General features: G+C 65.1%; 14 protein-coding genes. 6 read left to right on the plus strand and 8 right to left on the minus strand.

Annotation, left to right across the window (positions count from 1 at the left end; genetic code table 11):
* Positions 1 to 60: 60 nt before the first annotated feature.
* Positions 61 to 1,815, minus strand: a complete 1,755-nt coding sequence (locus tag ABIB45_RS15715; RefSeq protein ID WP_354216765.1) for an AMP-binding protein — start codon at positions 1,813 to 1,815, stop codon at positions 61 to 63.
* Positions 1,816 to 1,977: 162 nt separating this feature from the next.
* Between ABIB45_RS15715 and ABIB45_RS15720 the strand changes: the two genes are divergently transcribed.
* Entirely contained in the window at positions 1,978 to 3,111 is a 1,134-nt protein-coding gene (locus tag ABIB45_RS15720; protein ID WP_354216809.1) for an acyl-CoA dehydrogenase family protein, read from the plus strand.
* Between the two features lie 97 nt (positions 3,112 to 3,208).
* Here ABIB45_RS15720 and ABIB45_RS15725 read toward each other — a convergent pair whose 3' ends face one another.
* The 4 genes from ABIB45_RS15725 to ABIB45_RS15740 all read right to left on the minus strand — a co-directional run bounded on the left by ABIB45_RS15725 (position 3,209) and on the right by ABIB45_RS15740 (position 6,430).
* Positions 3,209 to 3,412, minus strand: a complete 204-nt coding sequence (locus ABIB45_RS15725) for a cold-shock protein (protein WP_013599688.1) — start codon at positions 3,410 to 3,412, stop codon at positions 3,209 to 3,211.
* Positions 3,413 to 3,728: 316 nt separating this feature from the next.
* Positions 3,729 to 4,913, minus strand: coding sequence for an acetyl-CoA acetyltransferase (locus tag ABIB45_RS15730; RefSeq protein WP_354216766.1), 1,185 nt, complete (start codon positions 4,911 to 4,913; stop codon positions 3,729 to 3,731).
* Positions 4,910 to 5,629, minus strand: coding sequence for a 3-oxoacid CoA-transferase subunit B (locus tag ABIB45_RS15735; protein WP_354216767.1), 720 nt, complete (start codon positions 5,627 to 5,629; stop codon positions 4,910 to 4,912). Before ABIB45_RS15735 ends, ABIB45_RS15730 begins: the two co-directional genes overlap by 4 nt.
* 81 nt (positions 5,630 to 5,710) lie before the next feature.
* Complete coding sequence (locus tag ABIB45_RS15740; RefSeq protein WP_354216768.1) at positions 5,711 to 6,430, minus strand: CoA transferase subunit A; 720 nt, start codon at positions 6,428 to 6,430, stop codon at positions 5,711 to 5,713.
* 195 nt (positions 6,431 to 6,625) lie between these two features.
* Between ABIB45_RS15740 and ABIB45_RS15745 the strand changes: the two genes are divergently transcribed.
* The 5 genes from ABIB45_RS15745 (at position 6,626) to ABIB45_RS15765 (ending at position 11,830) form a co-directional block, all read left to right on the plus strand.
* Positions 6,626 to 7,414, plus strand: coding sequence for an IclR family transcriptional regulator (locus ABIB45_RS15745; RefSeq protein ID WP_354216769.1), 789 nt, complete (start codon positions 6,626 to 6,628; stop codon positions 7,412 to 7,414).
* Positions 7,415 to 7,506: 92 nt separating this feature from the next.
* A complete protein-coding gene (locus ABIB45_RS15750; protein ID WP_354216770.1) occupies positions 7,507 to 9,006 on the plus strand; it encodes a CoA-acylating methylmalonate-semialdehyde dehydrogenase in 1,500 nt (499 codons plus the stop codon).
* A complete protein-coding gene (locus tag ABIB45_RS15755; RefSeq protein ID WP_354216771.1) occupies positions 9,006 to 10,088 on the plus strand; it encodes an enoyl-CoA hydratase/isomerase family protein in 1,083 nt (360 codons plus the stop codon). Before ABIB45_RS15750 ends, ABIB45_RS15755 begins: the two co-directional genes overlap by 1 nt.
* Positions 10,081 to 11,004 carry a 3-hydroxyisobutyrate dehydrogenase gene (gene mmsB / locus ABIB45_RS15760; protein ID WP_354216772.1) on the plus strand — a complete coding sequence of 308 codons (924 nt, stop codon included), beginning with the start codon at positions 10,081 to 10,083 and terminating at the stop codon, positions 11,002 to 11,004. Before ABIB45_RS15755 ends, mmsB begins: the two co-directional genes overlap by 8 nt.
* A 46-nt stretch (positions 11,005 to 11,050) precedes the next feature.
* The gene (locus ABIB45_RS15765; protein WP_354216773.1) at positions 11,051 to 11,830 is read left to right on the plus strand and encodes an enoyl-CoA hydratase; all 780 of its coding nucleotides are present in this window, start codon (positions 11,051 to 11,053) and stop codon (positions 11,828 to 11,830) included.
* 7 nt (positions 11,831 to 11,837) lie between these two features.
* Here the strand turns inward: ABIB45_RS15765 and ABIB45_RS15770 are convergent, their stop codons facing one another.
* The 3 genes from ABIB45_RS15770 to nadE all read right to left on the minus strand — a co-directional run bounded on the left by ABIB45_RS15770 (position 11,838) and on the right by nadE (position 14,081).
* Complete coding sequence (locus ABIB45_RS15770) at positions 11,838 to 12,344, minus strand: MarR family winged helix-turn-helix transcriptional regulator (RefSeq protein ID WP_354216774.1); 507 nt, start codon at positions 12,342 to 12,344, stop codon at positions 11,838 to 11,840.
* A 154-nt stretch (positions 12,345 to 12,498) separates the two neighbouring features.
* Positions 12,499 to 12,801 carry a DUF4193 domain-containing protein gene (locus ABIB45_RS15775; RefSeq protein WP_354216810.1) on the minus strand — a complete coding sequence of 101 codons (303 nt, stop codon included), beginning with the start codon at positions 12,799 to 12,801 and terminating at the stop codon, positions 12,499 to 12,501.
* 458 nt (positions 12,802 to 13,259) lie between these two features.
* Complete coding sequence (gene nadE, locus ABIB45_RS15780; protein WP_354216775.1) at positions 13,260 to 14,081, minus strand: NAD(+) synthase; 822 nt, start codon at positions 14,079 to 14,081, stop codon at positions 13,260 to 13,262.
* Positions 14,082 to 14,142 lie beyond the last annotated feature (61 nt).

Here is a 14,142-nt window from a genome sequence, read left to right on the forward strand (position 1 = left end):
ACTTACCTTGGCTCTGCCGGTGCGGGGAAAGCCCAGGTGCACGGTCCGCGCGGCCGAACGTCAGTCCTTCAGTCCGGGGAAATCAGCCTCGGAATACTCGATTCCGAAGCCGGTGGCAGGCTTTCCTGCAGCCGCCTTGACGCCGGTGCCGTGCCTGGCTTCCTCGCGGTGCCGCAGTTCCACGCGGCGGATCTTGCCCGAGATGGTCTTGGGCAGCGCCGCGAACTCCAGTCTGCGGATGCGCTTGAACGGTGCCAGGTGTTCACGGCAGTACCGCAGGATGTCCTCGGCCAGCTCCGGCCCCGGCTCAAGCCCGGCCACCAGGACCACATAGGCCTTCGGTAGGGAGAGTTTGAGCGCGTCCGGTGAGGGTACTACGGCCGCCTCGGCCACCGCCGGGTGCTCCAGGAGCACGCTCTCCAGCTCGAACGGTGAGAGCCGGTAGTCCGAGGATTTGAAGACGTCATCGTCCCGGCCCACGTAGGTGATGATTCCCCGCTTGTCCCGGCTGGCCATGTCACCCGTGTGGTAGTAGCCGCCACGGAACGCTTCGGCGGTCCTCTTTGCGTCCCCGTAGTAGGACTTCATTAGCCCCACGGGCCGGTGGTCCAGGCGCAGGCACAGCTCGCCGTCGTCCGCTTCCTCCCCGGTATTCGGATCCACCAGCACCACGTCGTAGCCGGGAAGCGGCTGCCCCATGGCGCCGATGGTGACGGGCTGGCCCGGCGTGTTGGCCACCTGGACAGTGCTTTCGGTCTGCCCGAAGCCGTCACGGATGGTCTGGCCCCAGGCGCGCTTCACCTGGTCGATCACCTCGGCGTTCAGCGGCTCACCGGCCGAGACCACTTTGGTAGGCGGGGTCTTCAGCAGCTTCAGGTCCGCCTGGATCAGCATCCGCCAAACCGTGGGCGGGGCGCAGAAGCTGGTGACGGCCTCGCGGTCCATCTGCTCCATCAGGGCGCGGGCGTCGAACCGTTCATAGTTGTAGACAAAGACGCACGCCTCCGCGATCCAGGGGGCAAAGAAGTTGGACCACGCGTGTTTGCCCCAGCCTGGCGAGGCGACATTCAGGTGCACGTCGCCGGGTTCCAGCCCAATCCAGTACATCGTGGACAGGTGCCCCACCGGGTAGGACGTGTGCGTGTGCTCCACGAGTTTGGCCTTGGACGTGGTCCCGGACGTGAAGTACAGCAGGAGGGTCTCGTCCGCCCTGGTGGGGGCGCCGGGCGTGAAGGTCACCGGCGCCGTTGTCGAATCCGCGTACTGGAGGGCTACAGTGCTACGGCTTGGTGCGGCGGCGGCGCGACCGCCGCCGATTTCAATCAGGCGGTAGGCGCCGGGTACGTCGGCAAACTTCCCGATGTTGGAATGCCCGACGGCGGCCCAGCCCGCCTCGCCGCGCTCCACCCGTTCGGCCAGGTCTGCGGGCCCCATCAGGGTGGTGGTGGGGATTAGGACGATGCCGAGCTTGATGCCGGCAAGCATCAGTTCCCAGAGTTCCACCTGATTGCCCAGCATGACGATCATGCGGTCGCCGCGGCGCACGCCCTGGCTCTGCAGCCAGTTGGCAACCTGGTTGGAACGCGAGGCGAGGTCGGCGAAACTCCTGCGGGTGTCCGAGCCGTCCTGCTCCACGATCAGCAGCGCCGGGTTGTTGGCTTTCGAGGGGTCGGCGGCGATCTGGTCAAACCAGTCGAGGGCGAAGTTGAACTCCGTGAATCGCGGCCACTGGAATTCGCGGCGGGCCCGGTGGTAGTCGGAGCGGAGGGCGAGCAGGTGGTCCCGCGCCGCCCGGAAATCATCGGTCACTGACATGAGGGACACCTTTCACCGCGTGATGCACATCACTGATAGCCAGCCATGTGCAATATACTAGGACATCCAAGGGTTTGGAAGACTGAAGGGACGCAGACTGTGCAGTCGCAAGGACGTGAGCATGACGTGACAGGCCCCCCGCCATTTCCCGATGCCGATCTGATGTACATCGTGGACCTCCTTCCGGCCGTCGAACGCGAGCGGTACCTGGACATCCGGTCGTTCCTGCAGTCTATGGTGCGGCCGGCGTCCATCGACTACTGGAACCGCGAGGAATTCCCTTTTGGGCTGCTGGCGGAGATGGGCAAGCGTGGGCTCGGGATTTTGCAGACCGATGGCACGTCGAAGCTCTTCAAGGGCTTGATGTATGTCGAAGTGGCCAGAGCCGATGTATCGCTGTCCGCCCTCGTGGGAATCCACAATGAACTGATTGTGGGCATGATTGACGCCCTGGGCTCTGAGGAACAGAAGCAGCGGTGGCTGCCCGGCCTGGCCGCGTTCAACCAATTGGGCGCCTTTGCCCTGACGGAACCGGAGCACGGCTCGGACATCGCCGGCGGGCTTGAAACCTCCGCGCGGCTGGACGGCGGCGAGTGGGTGATCAACGGCGCCAAACGCTGGATCGGTGCCGGCACCATCGCGGACTTTGCGCTGGTGTGGGCCCGCGACCAGGCGGACGGGCAGATCAAGGGCTTCATTGTGGAGACTGAGCGGCCCGGTTACCGGGCCACCAAGATTGCCAATAAGATCGGCCTGCGGATCATGCAGAACGCCGACATTGTGCTGGACAACGTCAGGATTCCGGCGTCCAACATGCTGCCGGGCGCCACGGACTTCGCTAAAGCCAACGACCTCCTGCGGGATTCCCGCGCCTGGGTGGGATGGCAAGGTGCTGGTATCCAGCTGGCCGCGTTCGACATCGCCCGTGCCTACTCACTGGAACGCCGGCAATTCGGCAAGGAGCTGGCGCGCTTCCAGCTGGTCCAGCAGCAGTTGGCGGAAATCCTGGGCAACGCGTCCGCTTCACTGGCACTGATGGCGCAGCTCGCCCGGATCCAAACGGACGGAAAGCTGGAAATGGTGCAGGCTGCCATGGCGAAATCCACCTGCACCCGACTGGCTCGTTCCTCGGTGGCCATGGGCAGGTCGCTGCTGGGCGGCAACGGGATCAGCGCGGATTACGAAATGGGCAAGCTGTTTGGCGACGCGGAAATACTTTATACCTATGAGGGCAGCTACGAAATCAATTCGCTGATTGTGGGCCGGGCAGTAACCGGGAAATCGGCATTCGTCTGACGGCCGCTTCCGATCTCATCAAAGTGATGGAAAGTCGCTTAACAAAAAACTGCCCTGACCGTGCTTCGCAGCACGGTCAGGGCAGTTAATCAGAACCTTAAAGCGGGCGGATGTTCTCTGCCTGCGGGCCCTTGGGACCTTGGGTCACATCGAATTCGACCTTCTGGTTCTCATCCAGCGAGCGGTAGCCGCTGCTGGCGATTGCGGAATAGTGCGCGAAAACATCGGCGGACCCGTCGTCCGGAGCGATGAAGCCAAAGCCCTTTTCAGCGTTGAACCATTTAACTGTGCCTGTTGCCATTGCTAACTTCCTTTGTAACCCTTTTCTGGTCCTGCTCGGACGGCAGGCAGACGCGGAGCCTGTGGTCCGCTCTCTCAAACCTAGGGGGTGAGAGGTGGGCGTGCAATAGCTGCGGTCACTAACTATTCCGGCTGTAACGTGCGGAAACGCAACTGACGGCCGTGAAAGCAGCTTGACGGCGGGGCGTTGGTCCATCTTTTTGGCGCGCATATCTGGTCTTCAAGGCATGGTTGACCGGCACTTTGACTGCAACGCGGGGTCAGATACGGCCCATTAATCCGTCCGGAAACGGCCTTATCTGACCCCGCGTTGCTTTTTAGACGGTCTCGAGGACGCTGACGTAGTTGGCGATGCCGACGCCGCCCATGTTTTGCACTGCGGCGCGGCGGGGGTTGGCGAGTTGCATGTCGCCTGCGGTGCCGGTGAGCTGCATGGCGGCGATGACGTGCTGGGAGACTCCGGTGGCGCCTACGGGGTGGCCTTTGGCTTTGAGTCCGCCGGAGACATTGATGGGCAGCTTGCCGTCCTTGAACACCCAGCCCTCGGTCACGGCATTTGCGCCCTGGCCGGGTTTGGTCAGGCCCATCGCCTCATACATCAGCAGCTCGGCGATGGTGAAGCAGTCGTGGACTTCGGCGAAATCGAGGTCTTCGAGCCCGACGCCGGCCATCGCCAGTGCGCGCTGCCAGGACGCGCGGGTGGCCGCGAAAGCCGTGGGGTCCCGGCGTTCGGCAGGAAAAAAGTCATTCGCGTGGCCGAAGCCGGCGAGCCGGACCGGCGCTGTGGCCCCGCCGGTTGGTGAGCTGGAGAGCACGACGGCGGCGGCGCCGTCGGACACGGGGGAGCAGTCGGTGCGGCGCAGGGGATCGGCGACCATGGGGTTCTTGTCCGAGACGGTGCGGCAGAATTCCTCGCCGAGGTCCTTGCGGAGCTGGGCGTAGGGGTTGTCCACGCCGTTGCGGTGGTTCTTTGCCGCGATGGTGCCGAGGACGTCGGAGACTGATCCGTAGCGCTTTTCGTAGTGCCTGGCGACGTCGGCGAACAGGCCCGTGAAACCGGTGGTGGATCTCTGGCCGGCCATGTCGTAGTCGGCACCCAGCAGGGCAGCGCCCACCACGTCGGCGCCGGCATGGGTCATCTTCTCTGCCCCGATCACCAGGACCGTCTTGGCCGTACCGGCGAGGAGGGATTTGGTGCCCTGCTGGAACGCGGCGGATCCGGAGGCGCACGCGTTTTCCACCCGGGTGGCCGGGACGTTGGCCAGGTCCGGGCAGACCTGCAGGGCCAGGGAGGACGGGAACGCCAGGGGCATCATGCCGGAGTTGAACTGCCCCAGGTAGATCTCGTCGATCTGGCCCGCCTCGATCCCGGCGTTGCTGATGGCTTCGGTGGCCACCAGGACGATCAGGGACTCGAGGGTCTCGTCCGTGAGTTTGCCGAACCGGCTGTGGCCCCAGCCGGTGAGCAGGACATCCTTGCCGAACTGCTCCTGCAGGCTCATGCCGTGGCTCCTTCGAGGGCAGTTTCTTCGATGCCGGGTTCGTCCAGGGCCACCGTAAAGGCTGCCTCCGTCTTTTCCCGGATCTCTGCCACGGTGACTCCCGGGGCGACGCGGGTGAGTCTAAGCTGCCGCCCAGCGCCGGATGCCCCGCCGCCTGCTTCGGGTTCGTGCTTCACCAGGTCAAACACAGCGAGGTCGCTGATGATCCGGTCCACGCAGTTCAGCCCGGTGAGCGGCAGCGTGCACTCGGTGACGATCTTGGCGGTGCCGTCCTTGGCGTTGTGTTCGGTCAGCACCACCACGCGCGGGGTACCGGCGACGAGGTCCATGGCGCCACCCATGCCCTTGACTATCTTGCCGGGGATGGTCCAGTTGGCGAGGTCGCCGTTGCCGGAGACCTGCATGGCGCCGAGGATGGCCACCTTGACGTGGCCGCCGCGGATCATCCCGAAGGACGTGGCGGAGTCGAAGATGCTGCCGCCATCGAGCACGGTGACGGTCTGCTTGCCGGCGTTGATGAGGTCGGCGTCTTCCTCGCCCTCATACGGGAAAGGACCCATGCCGAGCAGGCCGTTTTCGCTTTGCAGGACTACGCGGACGCCGTCGGGCAGGTTGTTGGCCACCAGTGTGGGGATGCCGATGCCCAGGTTCACGTAGTCGCCGTCGTTCAGTTCCTCGGCCGCGATCGCAGCCATTTCATCCCTGGTCCAGGCCATGGGTTTCTCCTTGGGGTTTCAAAGTGTGCGTGCTTGGTGTGGTTCGCGGAGGCGCAGAAAGCGCGGTTCAGCGCCAGGGGTTCAGACGGGGGCTGCTGCCGCGGCGCGGGAGCGGACGGTGCGCTGTTCGATGTCCTTGACCCGGTCGCTCGCCTGGACCAAGTGCTGGACGTAGACGCCCGGGGTGACGATGTGGTTGGGTTCGAGTTCGCCCGGCGCCAGGATGACTTCCGCCTCCGCGATGGTCACGGCGCCGGCGGTGGCCACCACGGGGTTGAAGTTGCGGGCCGTGTAGCGGTAGATCAGGTTCCCGTCCGTATCCGCGGTGTGCGCGTGGACCAGTGCGACGTCGGCGCGGATGGCGCGCTCCTGGACGTACGTTTCGCCGTCGAACTCCGCCAGCGGCTTGCCTTCAGCCACAAGGGTGCCCACACCGGTTTTGGTGTAGAACGCGGGGATGCCAGCGCCGCCGGCGCGGAGGCGCTCGGCGAGGGTGCCCTGTGGGGTGAACTCCACCTTGAGTTTCCCGGCGAGGTACTGCTCGGCGAAGAGTTTGTTCTCACCGACGTAGGAAGCAATGACCTTGCGGACCTGGCCGGCCTCGATCAGGATGCCTAGGCCTTTGCCGTCCACGCCCATATTGTTGGATACGACCGTCAGGTCCTTAACGCCGGAATCGCGGACGGCCTCGATGAGGTCCGCAGGGATACCGCTCAGGCCGAAGCCGCCGACGGCGAGGGTCATGCCGTCCCGAAGCAGATCCTGCAGGGCAGCGGCGGCATTGGATTTCAGCTTGGACATTCCATCTCCTCGTCATCGAGCGGTCAGAGCCGGTGAGTTATCCACTTTGTGGACAGCGGGCCTGATGAAGGAGCCTAAGGGGCTCTCAGCGTAGGGTCAATGGTCCGCTCATCGGGGCCACGCATATGTTTCACAGCGTGGACGCTAGGCTTTAGGGTGTCCACATTGTGGAGGATTTCTTCTCTGGAGGCCAAAATGACAAATCCAGTCCAAGGGGCGCAGGTGGTGGGCCGGGTGGCATCGCTGCTGCGGCTTGTCGGCCGGAAGCCGGAGGGCAGTTCCATTGCCGGGCTGGTTCGGGAGTCCGGGCTGACCAGGCCCACCGTTCACCGGCTGCTGGCATCCCTTGCCGCAGAGGGCCTCCTTGACCACGATGCCCGGACCGGCAATTGGATCCTCGGCCCGGAGATTTTCCTTTTGGGATCGGTGGCAGCGGCAAGGTTCCCGTTTGAGGACATCGCCCGGCCCAGCCTGCGCCGCTTGGCTGAGGAGACCGGGGAGAGTGCCTTCTATTCCATCCGCCGCGGCCAGGAAACGGTCTGCGTGATGCGGGAAGAAGGCAGCTTCCCGGTGCGCTCTTTCGTCCTGCACGAAGGAGTCCGCTTCCCGCTCGGCGTGGCCTCGGCCGGGACCGCGATTATGTCGTTCCTGCCGGAGGAGGAACAGGAGGCCATCCTTTCCGGCTGGGATCAGCACGCCGGAATGTTCGCAACAGGACACCGCGAGGACGTGGTCCGCAGCAACCTTGGGCGGACCAGGCTGCATGGCTTTGCCGTGAACCCGGGTCTGGTCCTGGAGGGCAGCTGGGGAATGGGGGCCGCCGTGTTCGATCAACTGGGCCGGCCGGTGGGAGCCCTGTCGCTCACCGGAATCGAGCCGAGGTTCCGTCCGGAACGGCAGGAACTCCTGGGCAAACTGCTCATGGAGGAAGCCCACCGGATGAGCGCCAGGCTGCCGGCCGAGCGGGCAACCTCGCCCGTTTGATGCCGGGAACATCGGCAAGGACGCCCCTAGAAATTAGTAGGAAGTCCGAGTAGATTCGGGTTCAGGGATGACCACAGGCAAAGGAGCATTCGATGGTGCACGAGCTTTCACACTACGTCGGCGGCCAGCGGGTTGATGGCACATCCGGGCGGTTCAGCGATGTCTTCGACCCCTGCACGGGCAAGGTGCAGGCCAGGCTGCCGCTGGCCAGCAAGGAAGAGGTGGCCAACGCCGTCGCGAATGCCGAGAAAGGCCAGCTTGAGTGGGCGGCCATGAACCCGCAGCGCCGGGGCCGGATCCTGCTCAAGTTTGTGGACCTCGTCAATGAGAACATGGACGAACTGGCCACGCTGCTTTCCTCGGAGCATGGCAAGACCTTCCCGGATGCCAAGGGTGATATCCAGCGTGGCGTCGAAGTGGTGGAGTTTTCGGCCAACGCCCCGCACCTCCTCAAAGGCGAGTTTTCGGACAGCGCCGGGCAGGGCATCGACGTCCATTCGCTGCGCCAGCCACTGGGCGTGGTGGCCGGCATCACACCGTTCAACTTCCCGGCCATGATCCCGCTGTGGAAGTCCGGCCCGGCGCTCGCCGCCGGCAACGCCTTTATCCTCAAACCGTCGGAGCGCGACCCTTCGGTGCCGCTCCGGCTCGCCGAACTGTACAGCGAAGCCGGCCTTCCCGACGGCGTCTTCAACGTGGTCAACGGGGACAAGGAAGCCGTTGATGCACTGCTCGAGGACCCCAGGGTGAAGGCCATCGGCTTTGTGGGCTCCACCCCGATAGCCCAGTACATCTATGCCACTGCGGCGGCGCACGGGAAGCGCGCCCAATGTTTCGGCGGCGCGAAGAACCACATGGTGATCATGCCCGACGCCGACCTCGAGATGGCGGCCGATGCCCTGATCGGTGCCGGGTACGGCTCCGCCGGCGAACGCTGCATGGCCATCTCCGTCGCAGTGCCGGTCGGCCAGGAGACGGCGGACGCCCTGGTGGCCAAGCTGACGGAGCGCGTCAAGGGCCTGAGGGTAGGCCACAGCCTGGACAAGGATTCAGACTTCGGGCCCGTGGTGGCCGCATCCGCCAAGGACAGGATCGAAGGCTACATCCAGTCCGGCGTGGACGAAGGCGCAACGCTCGTGGCTGATGGACGCGGCCTCGCCGTGGACGGCTACGATGGCGGCTTCTGGATTGGCCCGACGCTCTTCGACAACGTCACGAAGGACATGAAGATCTACCGGGAGGAGATCTTCGGACCGGTGTTGAGCGTGCTCCGCGCCGAAGACTACGACGAGGCCCTGAGTCTCTGTTCCGAGCACGAATTCGGCAACGGCGTGGCGATCTTCACCCGCGACGGAGATGCCGCCCGTGACTTCGCCAGCTGCGTGGAAGTGGGCATGGTGGGCATCAACGTCCCCATCCCGGTGCCGATCGCGTATTACACGTTTGGCGGCTGGAAAGCCTCCGGCTTCGGGGACCTCAACCAGCACGGCGCGGACGCGTTCCGCTTCTACACCAAGACCAAAACGGTCACCACCCGCTGGCCCTCGGGCATCCGTTCCGGCAGCAGCTTCATCATGCCGGAAGGAAGCTGATGGCGGCGCAGGGGATACCGGAGAACACCGAGTCCGCCACAGAGGTCCTGTTCGAGCGCCGCGGGCACCTTGGGATCGTCATCCTGAACCGGCCCAAGGCTGTCAACGCGCTCACGGCGGGCATGGCCTCCGCCATGCTGGACCAGCTCACGCAGTGGGCCGACGACGACGCCGTCGCCGCGGTGCTGGTCCGCGGCGCGGGCGAGCGTGGCCTGTGCGCCGGCGGCGACATCGTTGCCATCTACCGGGACATGCTCGACGGAGGCCAGGCCACGGCCGAGTTCTGGGCGGAGGAGTACCGGCTGAACCTGCTGATCTCCGAGTACCCGAAGCCATATGTTGCGTTTATGGACGGACTGGTCCTCGGCGGCGGCGTGGGGATTTCCGCGCACGGTTCGGTCCGGGTCGTCACCGAACGTACCCGGATGGGCATGCCCGAAACCACCATCGGTTTTGTGCCCGACGTCGGCGGCACCCTCCTGCTGTCCCGGTCACCGGGGGAGTCGGGCACGCACGCGGCCCTCACCGGCGCCCACCTGAGCGGCGCTGACGCCCTGTTCCTGGGGCTCGCGGACCGCTTTGTGCCGTCCGAAAACCTCCCCGCGCTGGCGGAAGCGCTGGAAAGCTCGACGGCGGATGCCGCCGTCGGGCGCTTTGTGCAGGAGCCGCCGGCCTCGACGCTGGAGGCGCAGCGCGGGTGGATTGATGCCGCCTATGCCGCCGACGACGCGGAAGAGATTCTCCGCCGCCTCCGGTCCGCCGACGGGGAAGCGGCGGACGCTGCCGCCACCATCGAGGCAAAGTCGCCAACCGCCGTAAAGCTCACGCTCGCATCGCTGCGGCGCGTGCGCGGACATTCGCTTGAGGAAGCGCTGGCGCAGGAGTACCGGGTGGGGCTGCGCTCCCTGGCAGGGGCGGACTTCCGCGAAGGCATCCGCGCCCAGGTGGTGGACAAGGACCGCAACCCGCAGTGGAAGCCCGCTTCCCTCGCGGAAGTGACCGCGGCCGACGTCGAGCGCTACTTCGAGCCGCTGGGCGACCGTGAACTCCACCTTCCCTCAAAGGAGTCAGACCATGTCTGAGAACGCAGCCGCCGGTGCCATCGCCTTCCTGGGGCTGGGCCACATGGGCGGTCCCATGGCGGCCAACCTGATCAAGGCCGGGCATGGTGTGGTGGGGTTTGATCCCGTGCCGGCGGCCGTTGAGGCGGCCAAAGCACAGGGCGTTCCCATGGCCGGTTCCGCGGCGGAAGCGCTGGCTGGCGCCGCAGTGGTACTCACCATGCTGCCGAGCGGACAGCACGTCCTGGACGCCTACCGCGGTGTGGACGGCAAGCCCGGACTGTTGTCGGTGGCGGCACCCGACACCCTGTTCCTGGACTGCTCCACCATCAACGTGGAGGAGGCCCGCGAGGCCGCCGCGATCGCGGTCGAGGCCGGGCACCGCTCTGTGGATGCGCCCGTTTCGGGCGGAGTGGTGGGCGCCGAGGCCGGCACACTGACGTTTATGGTGGGCGCCTTGCCCGAAGACTTCGAAGCCGTGAAACCCCTCCTCGAGCTGATGGGAAAGCGCGTGGTTCACTGCGGGGACCACGGCGCAGGCCAGGCTGCCAAGGTCTGCAACAACATGATCCTGGGCGTCTCCATGATCGCTGTTAGCGAGGCGTTTGTGCTGGGCGAGAAGCTCGGCCTGACGCACCAGGCGCTGTTCGACGTGGCCGCCAACGCCTCTGGCCAGTGCTGGGCGCTGACCACCAACTGTCCCGTTCCCGGGCCCGTGCCCACCAGCCCAGCCAACCGCAATTACCAGCCGGGCTTCGCGGGCGCGCTGATGGCCAAGGACCTGCGGCTCGCCCTCAACGCGCTGGAAGGCACCGGCGTCGCGGCCCAGCTGGGGCCGCTGGCGTCGAAGATTTACGACGAATTCGCCGCGGGCGGCGGCGCGGGACGGGATTTCTCGGGCATCATCACTGACATCCGGGACAAATCGGTAACGTAGCGTTGGCACTTCTACCCACTTCACCTACACATAAAAGGGGCACGGCTTGGCGCAGCAGTACGAAAATATTCTGGTGGAACATCGTGGCCGGGTGGGTCTGGTGACCCTCAACCGGCCGCAGGCACTCAATGCCCTGAACAAGGCCACCATGGAGGAGGTTGTGGCAGCCACCACCGCCATGGACGCCGACCCCGCGGTGGGCGCCGTGGTGATCACGGGCTCGGAGAAGGCCTTCGCCGCCGGAGCGGACATCAAGGAAATGTCCTCCAAGGGCTACATGGATATGTACGCGGAGGACTGGTTCCGCGGCTGGGAAAACCTCACGCGGCTGCGGATCCCGGTGGTGGCCGCGGTGTCCGGCTTCGCCCTGGGCGGTGGCTGCGAGCTGGCCATGATGTGCGATGTCATCATCGCCGGGGACAATGCGAAGTTCGGCCAGCCGGAGATCAACCTCGGCGTCATCCCGGGCATGGGCGGTTCGCAGCGGCTAACCCGCGCCGTTGGCAAGGCCAAGGCCATGGACATGGTGCTCACCGGGCGGATGATGGATGCTGCCGAGGCGGAGCGGGCGGGACTCGTCTCACGCGTGGTGCCCGCAGCCTCCGTGGTGGAGGAGGCCCTGAAAGTCGCCGAGGTGATCGCTGCCAAGTCGAAGCCGGCCGCCATGATGGCCAAGGAAGCCGTGAACGCCGCCTTTGAGCTGGGCCTGACGCAGGGCGTCCAGTTAGAACGCCGGCTGTTCCACTCCTTGTTCGCCACGGAGGACCAGAAGGAAGGCATGGCCGCGTTCACCGAGAAGCGCCAGCCGGACTTCAAGCACCGCTGACCACCGTTTAGTCGGTGAAGTCGCCGGCGGCCTTGCGGAAATCGCCCAGGACCCGGAGCAGGTGCTCCACGTCGTCGTCCGCGAAACCGGACTTGCCGAACACCTCGGCGTTAAGCGCCGCCGTTGCGCGTTTCGCCAGGGTGCGGCCCTCAGCGGTGAGCTCGATCAGGGTGGTCCGTCCGTCCGTGGGGTGCGGGGACCGGGCCACGAGCCCGGCATGCTCCAGGCGGTCTACGGCGTTTGTCACCGAGGTGGGGTGCACCTGCAGCAGCGCGCTGGCCTTGTTCATGGGCAGCGCGCCGCTGCGGGCGAAGCTCAGCAGCGCCAGCAGCTCGTAGCGTGCGAACGTCAGGCCGAGTGGCTTGAGGACTGTTTCAATCCTCGCCAGCAGGATCTGCTGGGTCCGCATGATCGCCGTGATGGCGGCCATGGGAGCAGCGACGTCGCCCCAGCCGTGGCGTTCCCAGTTGTGCCGTGCCTCGGCGATCGGGTCGCGAGGAAGCGGGCTGCCCACGGTGCCTCCTGACATTGCTGAGGCCAACAACGGCCCTATGATCTGTCCCACCCTGCAATATACTAGGACTTCCAAGGGTACGGAAGGTCGGGCCAGACGTGGGTGTCCGGATGGGCTACCCCCGTCGAGGGCTCACGTCGCAGGAGGCGTCCGCCTAGCCCTCGCACTCGATGCAATATGAGTTGCCGCTGCTCTCTCGCGCGAGTTGGGACCGGTGCCGTACCAAGAAACAGGAATAGCAGGTGAACTCGTCCGCGGCCTGGGGAATGACCTGAACGATGAGCTCCTCAGTGACAATTTCTCCCCCCGGGGTCAGGCCCTCATCAAGGGCGTCGGCCGCATCCAGCTCGCTGACCACGCTGCGGGCATCCGGCGCGTTCGCAGACTGCAATGCCTCCAAGGAACGGTCCTGGGATTCCTTAACGTCGGAACGGACTTCGTCGTAGTCGGTTGCCACTTTGGTGATTCTCATTTCTGTTTTTTGATGTTCGTAGCTGACGAGATTGCAACGTACACCAGTGCGCCGTTGTTCCCGTATCCGGGAACCGGAATGATGTCCTTCGGCGCTTTCGGGACTGGTTTATAAGGGCGTCAAAGTCTGGCACCAGGGGACGGGCATCTGCGACCAGCCCAGCATCAACCGGTGGCTTGAGGACGATTCGCGCACCTGGACAGGCTGCATCTTTGACCGCGGCCTCACCAACACCCTCGAAGTGCGCGTCTCCACCGCGGACGTTTCCTAGGCAGGAACCGACGAGGACGTGTCGATCACGCTCGCCGGCCGCGTCTGGAACCTGGCTAACGCCTGGCACGACGACTTTGAGCGGGGCCATATGGACGTGGACCGGTTCGCTCTGAACCTCAGCGAAAAGGGTGCCGGCCGACGGCAGGGATTCGGCGCGTTGGGAGTTCTGCCTACTTCCACCACGTGTCGAAGATGGTCACCGGGACGGTGCGCTTGTGGCGGGTGCGGACGTACTTCTGCTCGATCAGCGCGGCCGAGGCTTCGGGGATGTCCCTGCCTTCGAGGTAGTCGTCGATCTGGTCATAGCTCAGGCCGAGTTCGTCCTCGTCGGTGCGTCCCGGCTTGCCATCCAGGAGGTCCGCGGTGGGCACCTTCTCCCAGACACGGGCGGGGGCACCCAGCTCGGCCAGGAGCTCCCGGTTTTGCCGCTTGTTCAGGCCGAACAGCGGCAGGATGTCCGCGCCGCCGTCGCCGAACTTGGTGAAGAACCCCGTGACGGACTCTGCGCCGTGGTCCGTGCCGATCACCAGGTAATTGTGTTCACCGGCCAGGGCGTACTGGGCGATCATCCTCGTGCGGGCTTTGGTGTTTCCCTTATGGAAATCGGAGATTTCGGCGCCCACGGTCTTCTCGAACTCGTCCTCGAAGCCATCTACGGCGGCGGAAATGTTGAACGTCCACTCGGTCTTGGCCTGGATGAAGTCCATTGCAGCCTGCGCGTCGTCTTCGTCATGCTGGACGCCGTACGGAAGGCGGACGGCAACAAAATTTGCGTCCATGCCCTCGGCCTCGAGTTCCTCCACGGCCAGTTGTGCCAGCCGTCCGGCGAGGGAGGAGTCCAGTCCGCCCGAGATACCCAGGACATAGCCCTTGGTCTGGGTTGCCCGGAGGTAATCCTTAAGGAAATCCACGCGTTTGCGCACCTCCCCTAGGGGGTCGATCCGGGGCTGCACGCCCATTTCTTCGATGATGGTGGCCTGGAGTTCGCGCATGTGATCCAGCCTAGCCAGCGGTGTCAACAACGCTCAACTGTGTCCCTCCGGAGACGGCGCG

The sequence above is a fragment of the Arthrobacter sp. UYCo732 genome, assembly GCF_040547265.1.
Lineage (GTDB): Bacteria > Actinomycetota > Actinomycetes > Actinomycetales > Micrococcaceae > Arthrobacter.

Excerpts from the sequence above, each read along its gene's own strand:
- ABIB45_RS15715 (WP_354216765.1), bottom strand. The coding sequence starts at position 1,815 with ATGTCAGTGACCGATGATTTCCGGGCGGCGCGGGACCACCTGCTCGCC.
- ABIB45_RS15720 (WP_354216809.1), top strand. The coding sequence starts at position 1,978 with ATGTACATCGTGGACCTCCTTCCGGCCGTCGAACGCGAGCGGTACCTG.
- ABIB45_RS15725 (WP_013599688.1), bottom strand. The coding sequence starts at position 3,412 with ATGGCAACAGGCACAGTTAAATGGTTCAACGCTGAAAAGGGCTTTGGC.
- ABIB45_RS15730 (WP_354216766.1), bottom strand. The coding sequence starts at position 4,913 with ATGAGCCTGCAGGAGCAGTTCGGCAAGGATGTCCTGCTCACCGGCTGG.
- ABIB45_RS15735 (WP_354216767.1), bottom strand. The coding sequence starts at position 5,629 with ATGGCCTGGACCAGGGATGAAATGGCTGCGATCGCGGCCGAGGAACTG.
- ABIB45_RS15740 (WP_354216768.1), bottom strand. The coding sequence starts at position 6,430 with ATGTCCAAGCTGAAATCCAATGCCGCCGCTGCCCTGCAGGATCTGCTT.
- ABIB45_RS15745 (WP_354216769.1), top strand. The coding sequence starts at position 6,626 with ATGACAAATCCAGTCCAAGGGGCGCAGGTGGTGGGCCGGGTGGCATCG.
- ABIB45_RS15750 (WP_354216770.1), top strand. The coding sequence starts at position 7,507 with ATGGTGCACGAGCTTTCACACTACGTCGGCGGCCAGCGGGTTGATGGC.
- ABIB45_RS15755 (WP_354216771.1), top strand. The coding sequence starts at position 9,006 with ATGGCGGCGCAGGGGATACCGGAGAACACCGAGTCCGCCACAGAGGTC.
- mmsB (WP_354216772.1), top strand. The coding sequence starts at position 10,081 with ATGTCTGAGAACGCAGCCGCCGGTGCCATCGCCTTCCTGGGGCTGGGC.
- nadE (WP_354216775.1), bottom strand. The coding sequence starts at position 14,081 with ATGCGCGAACTCCAGGCCACCATCATCGAAGAAATGGGCGTGCAGCCC.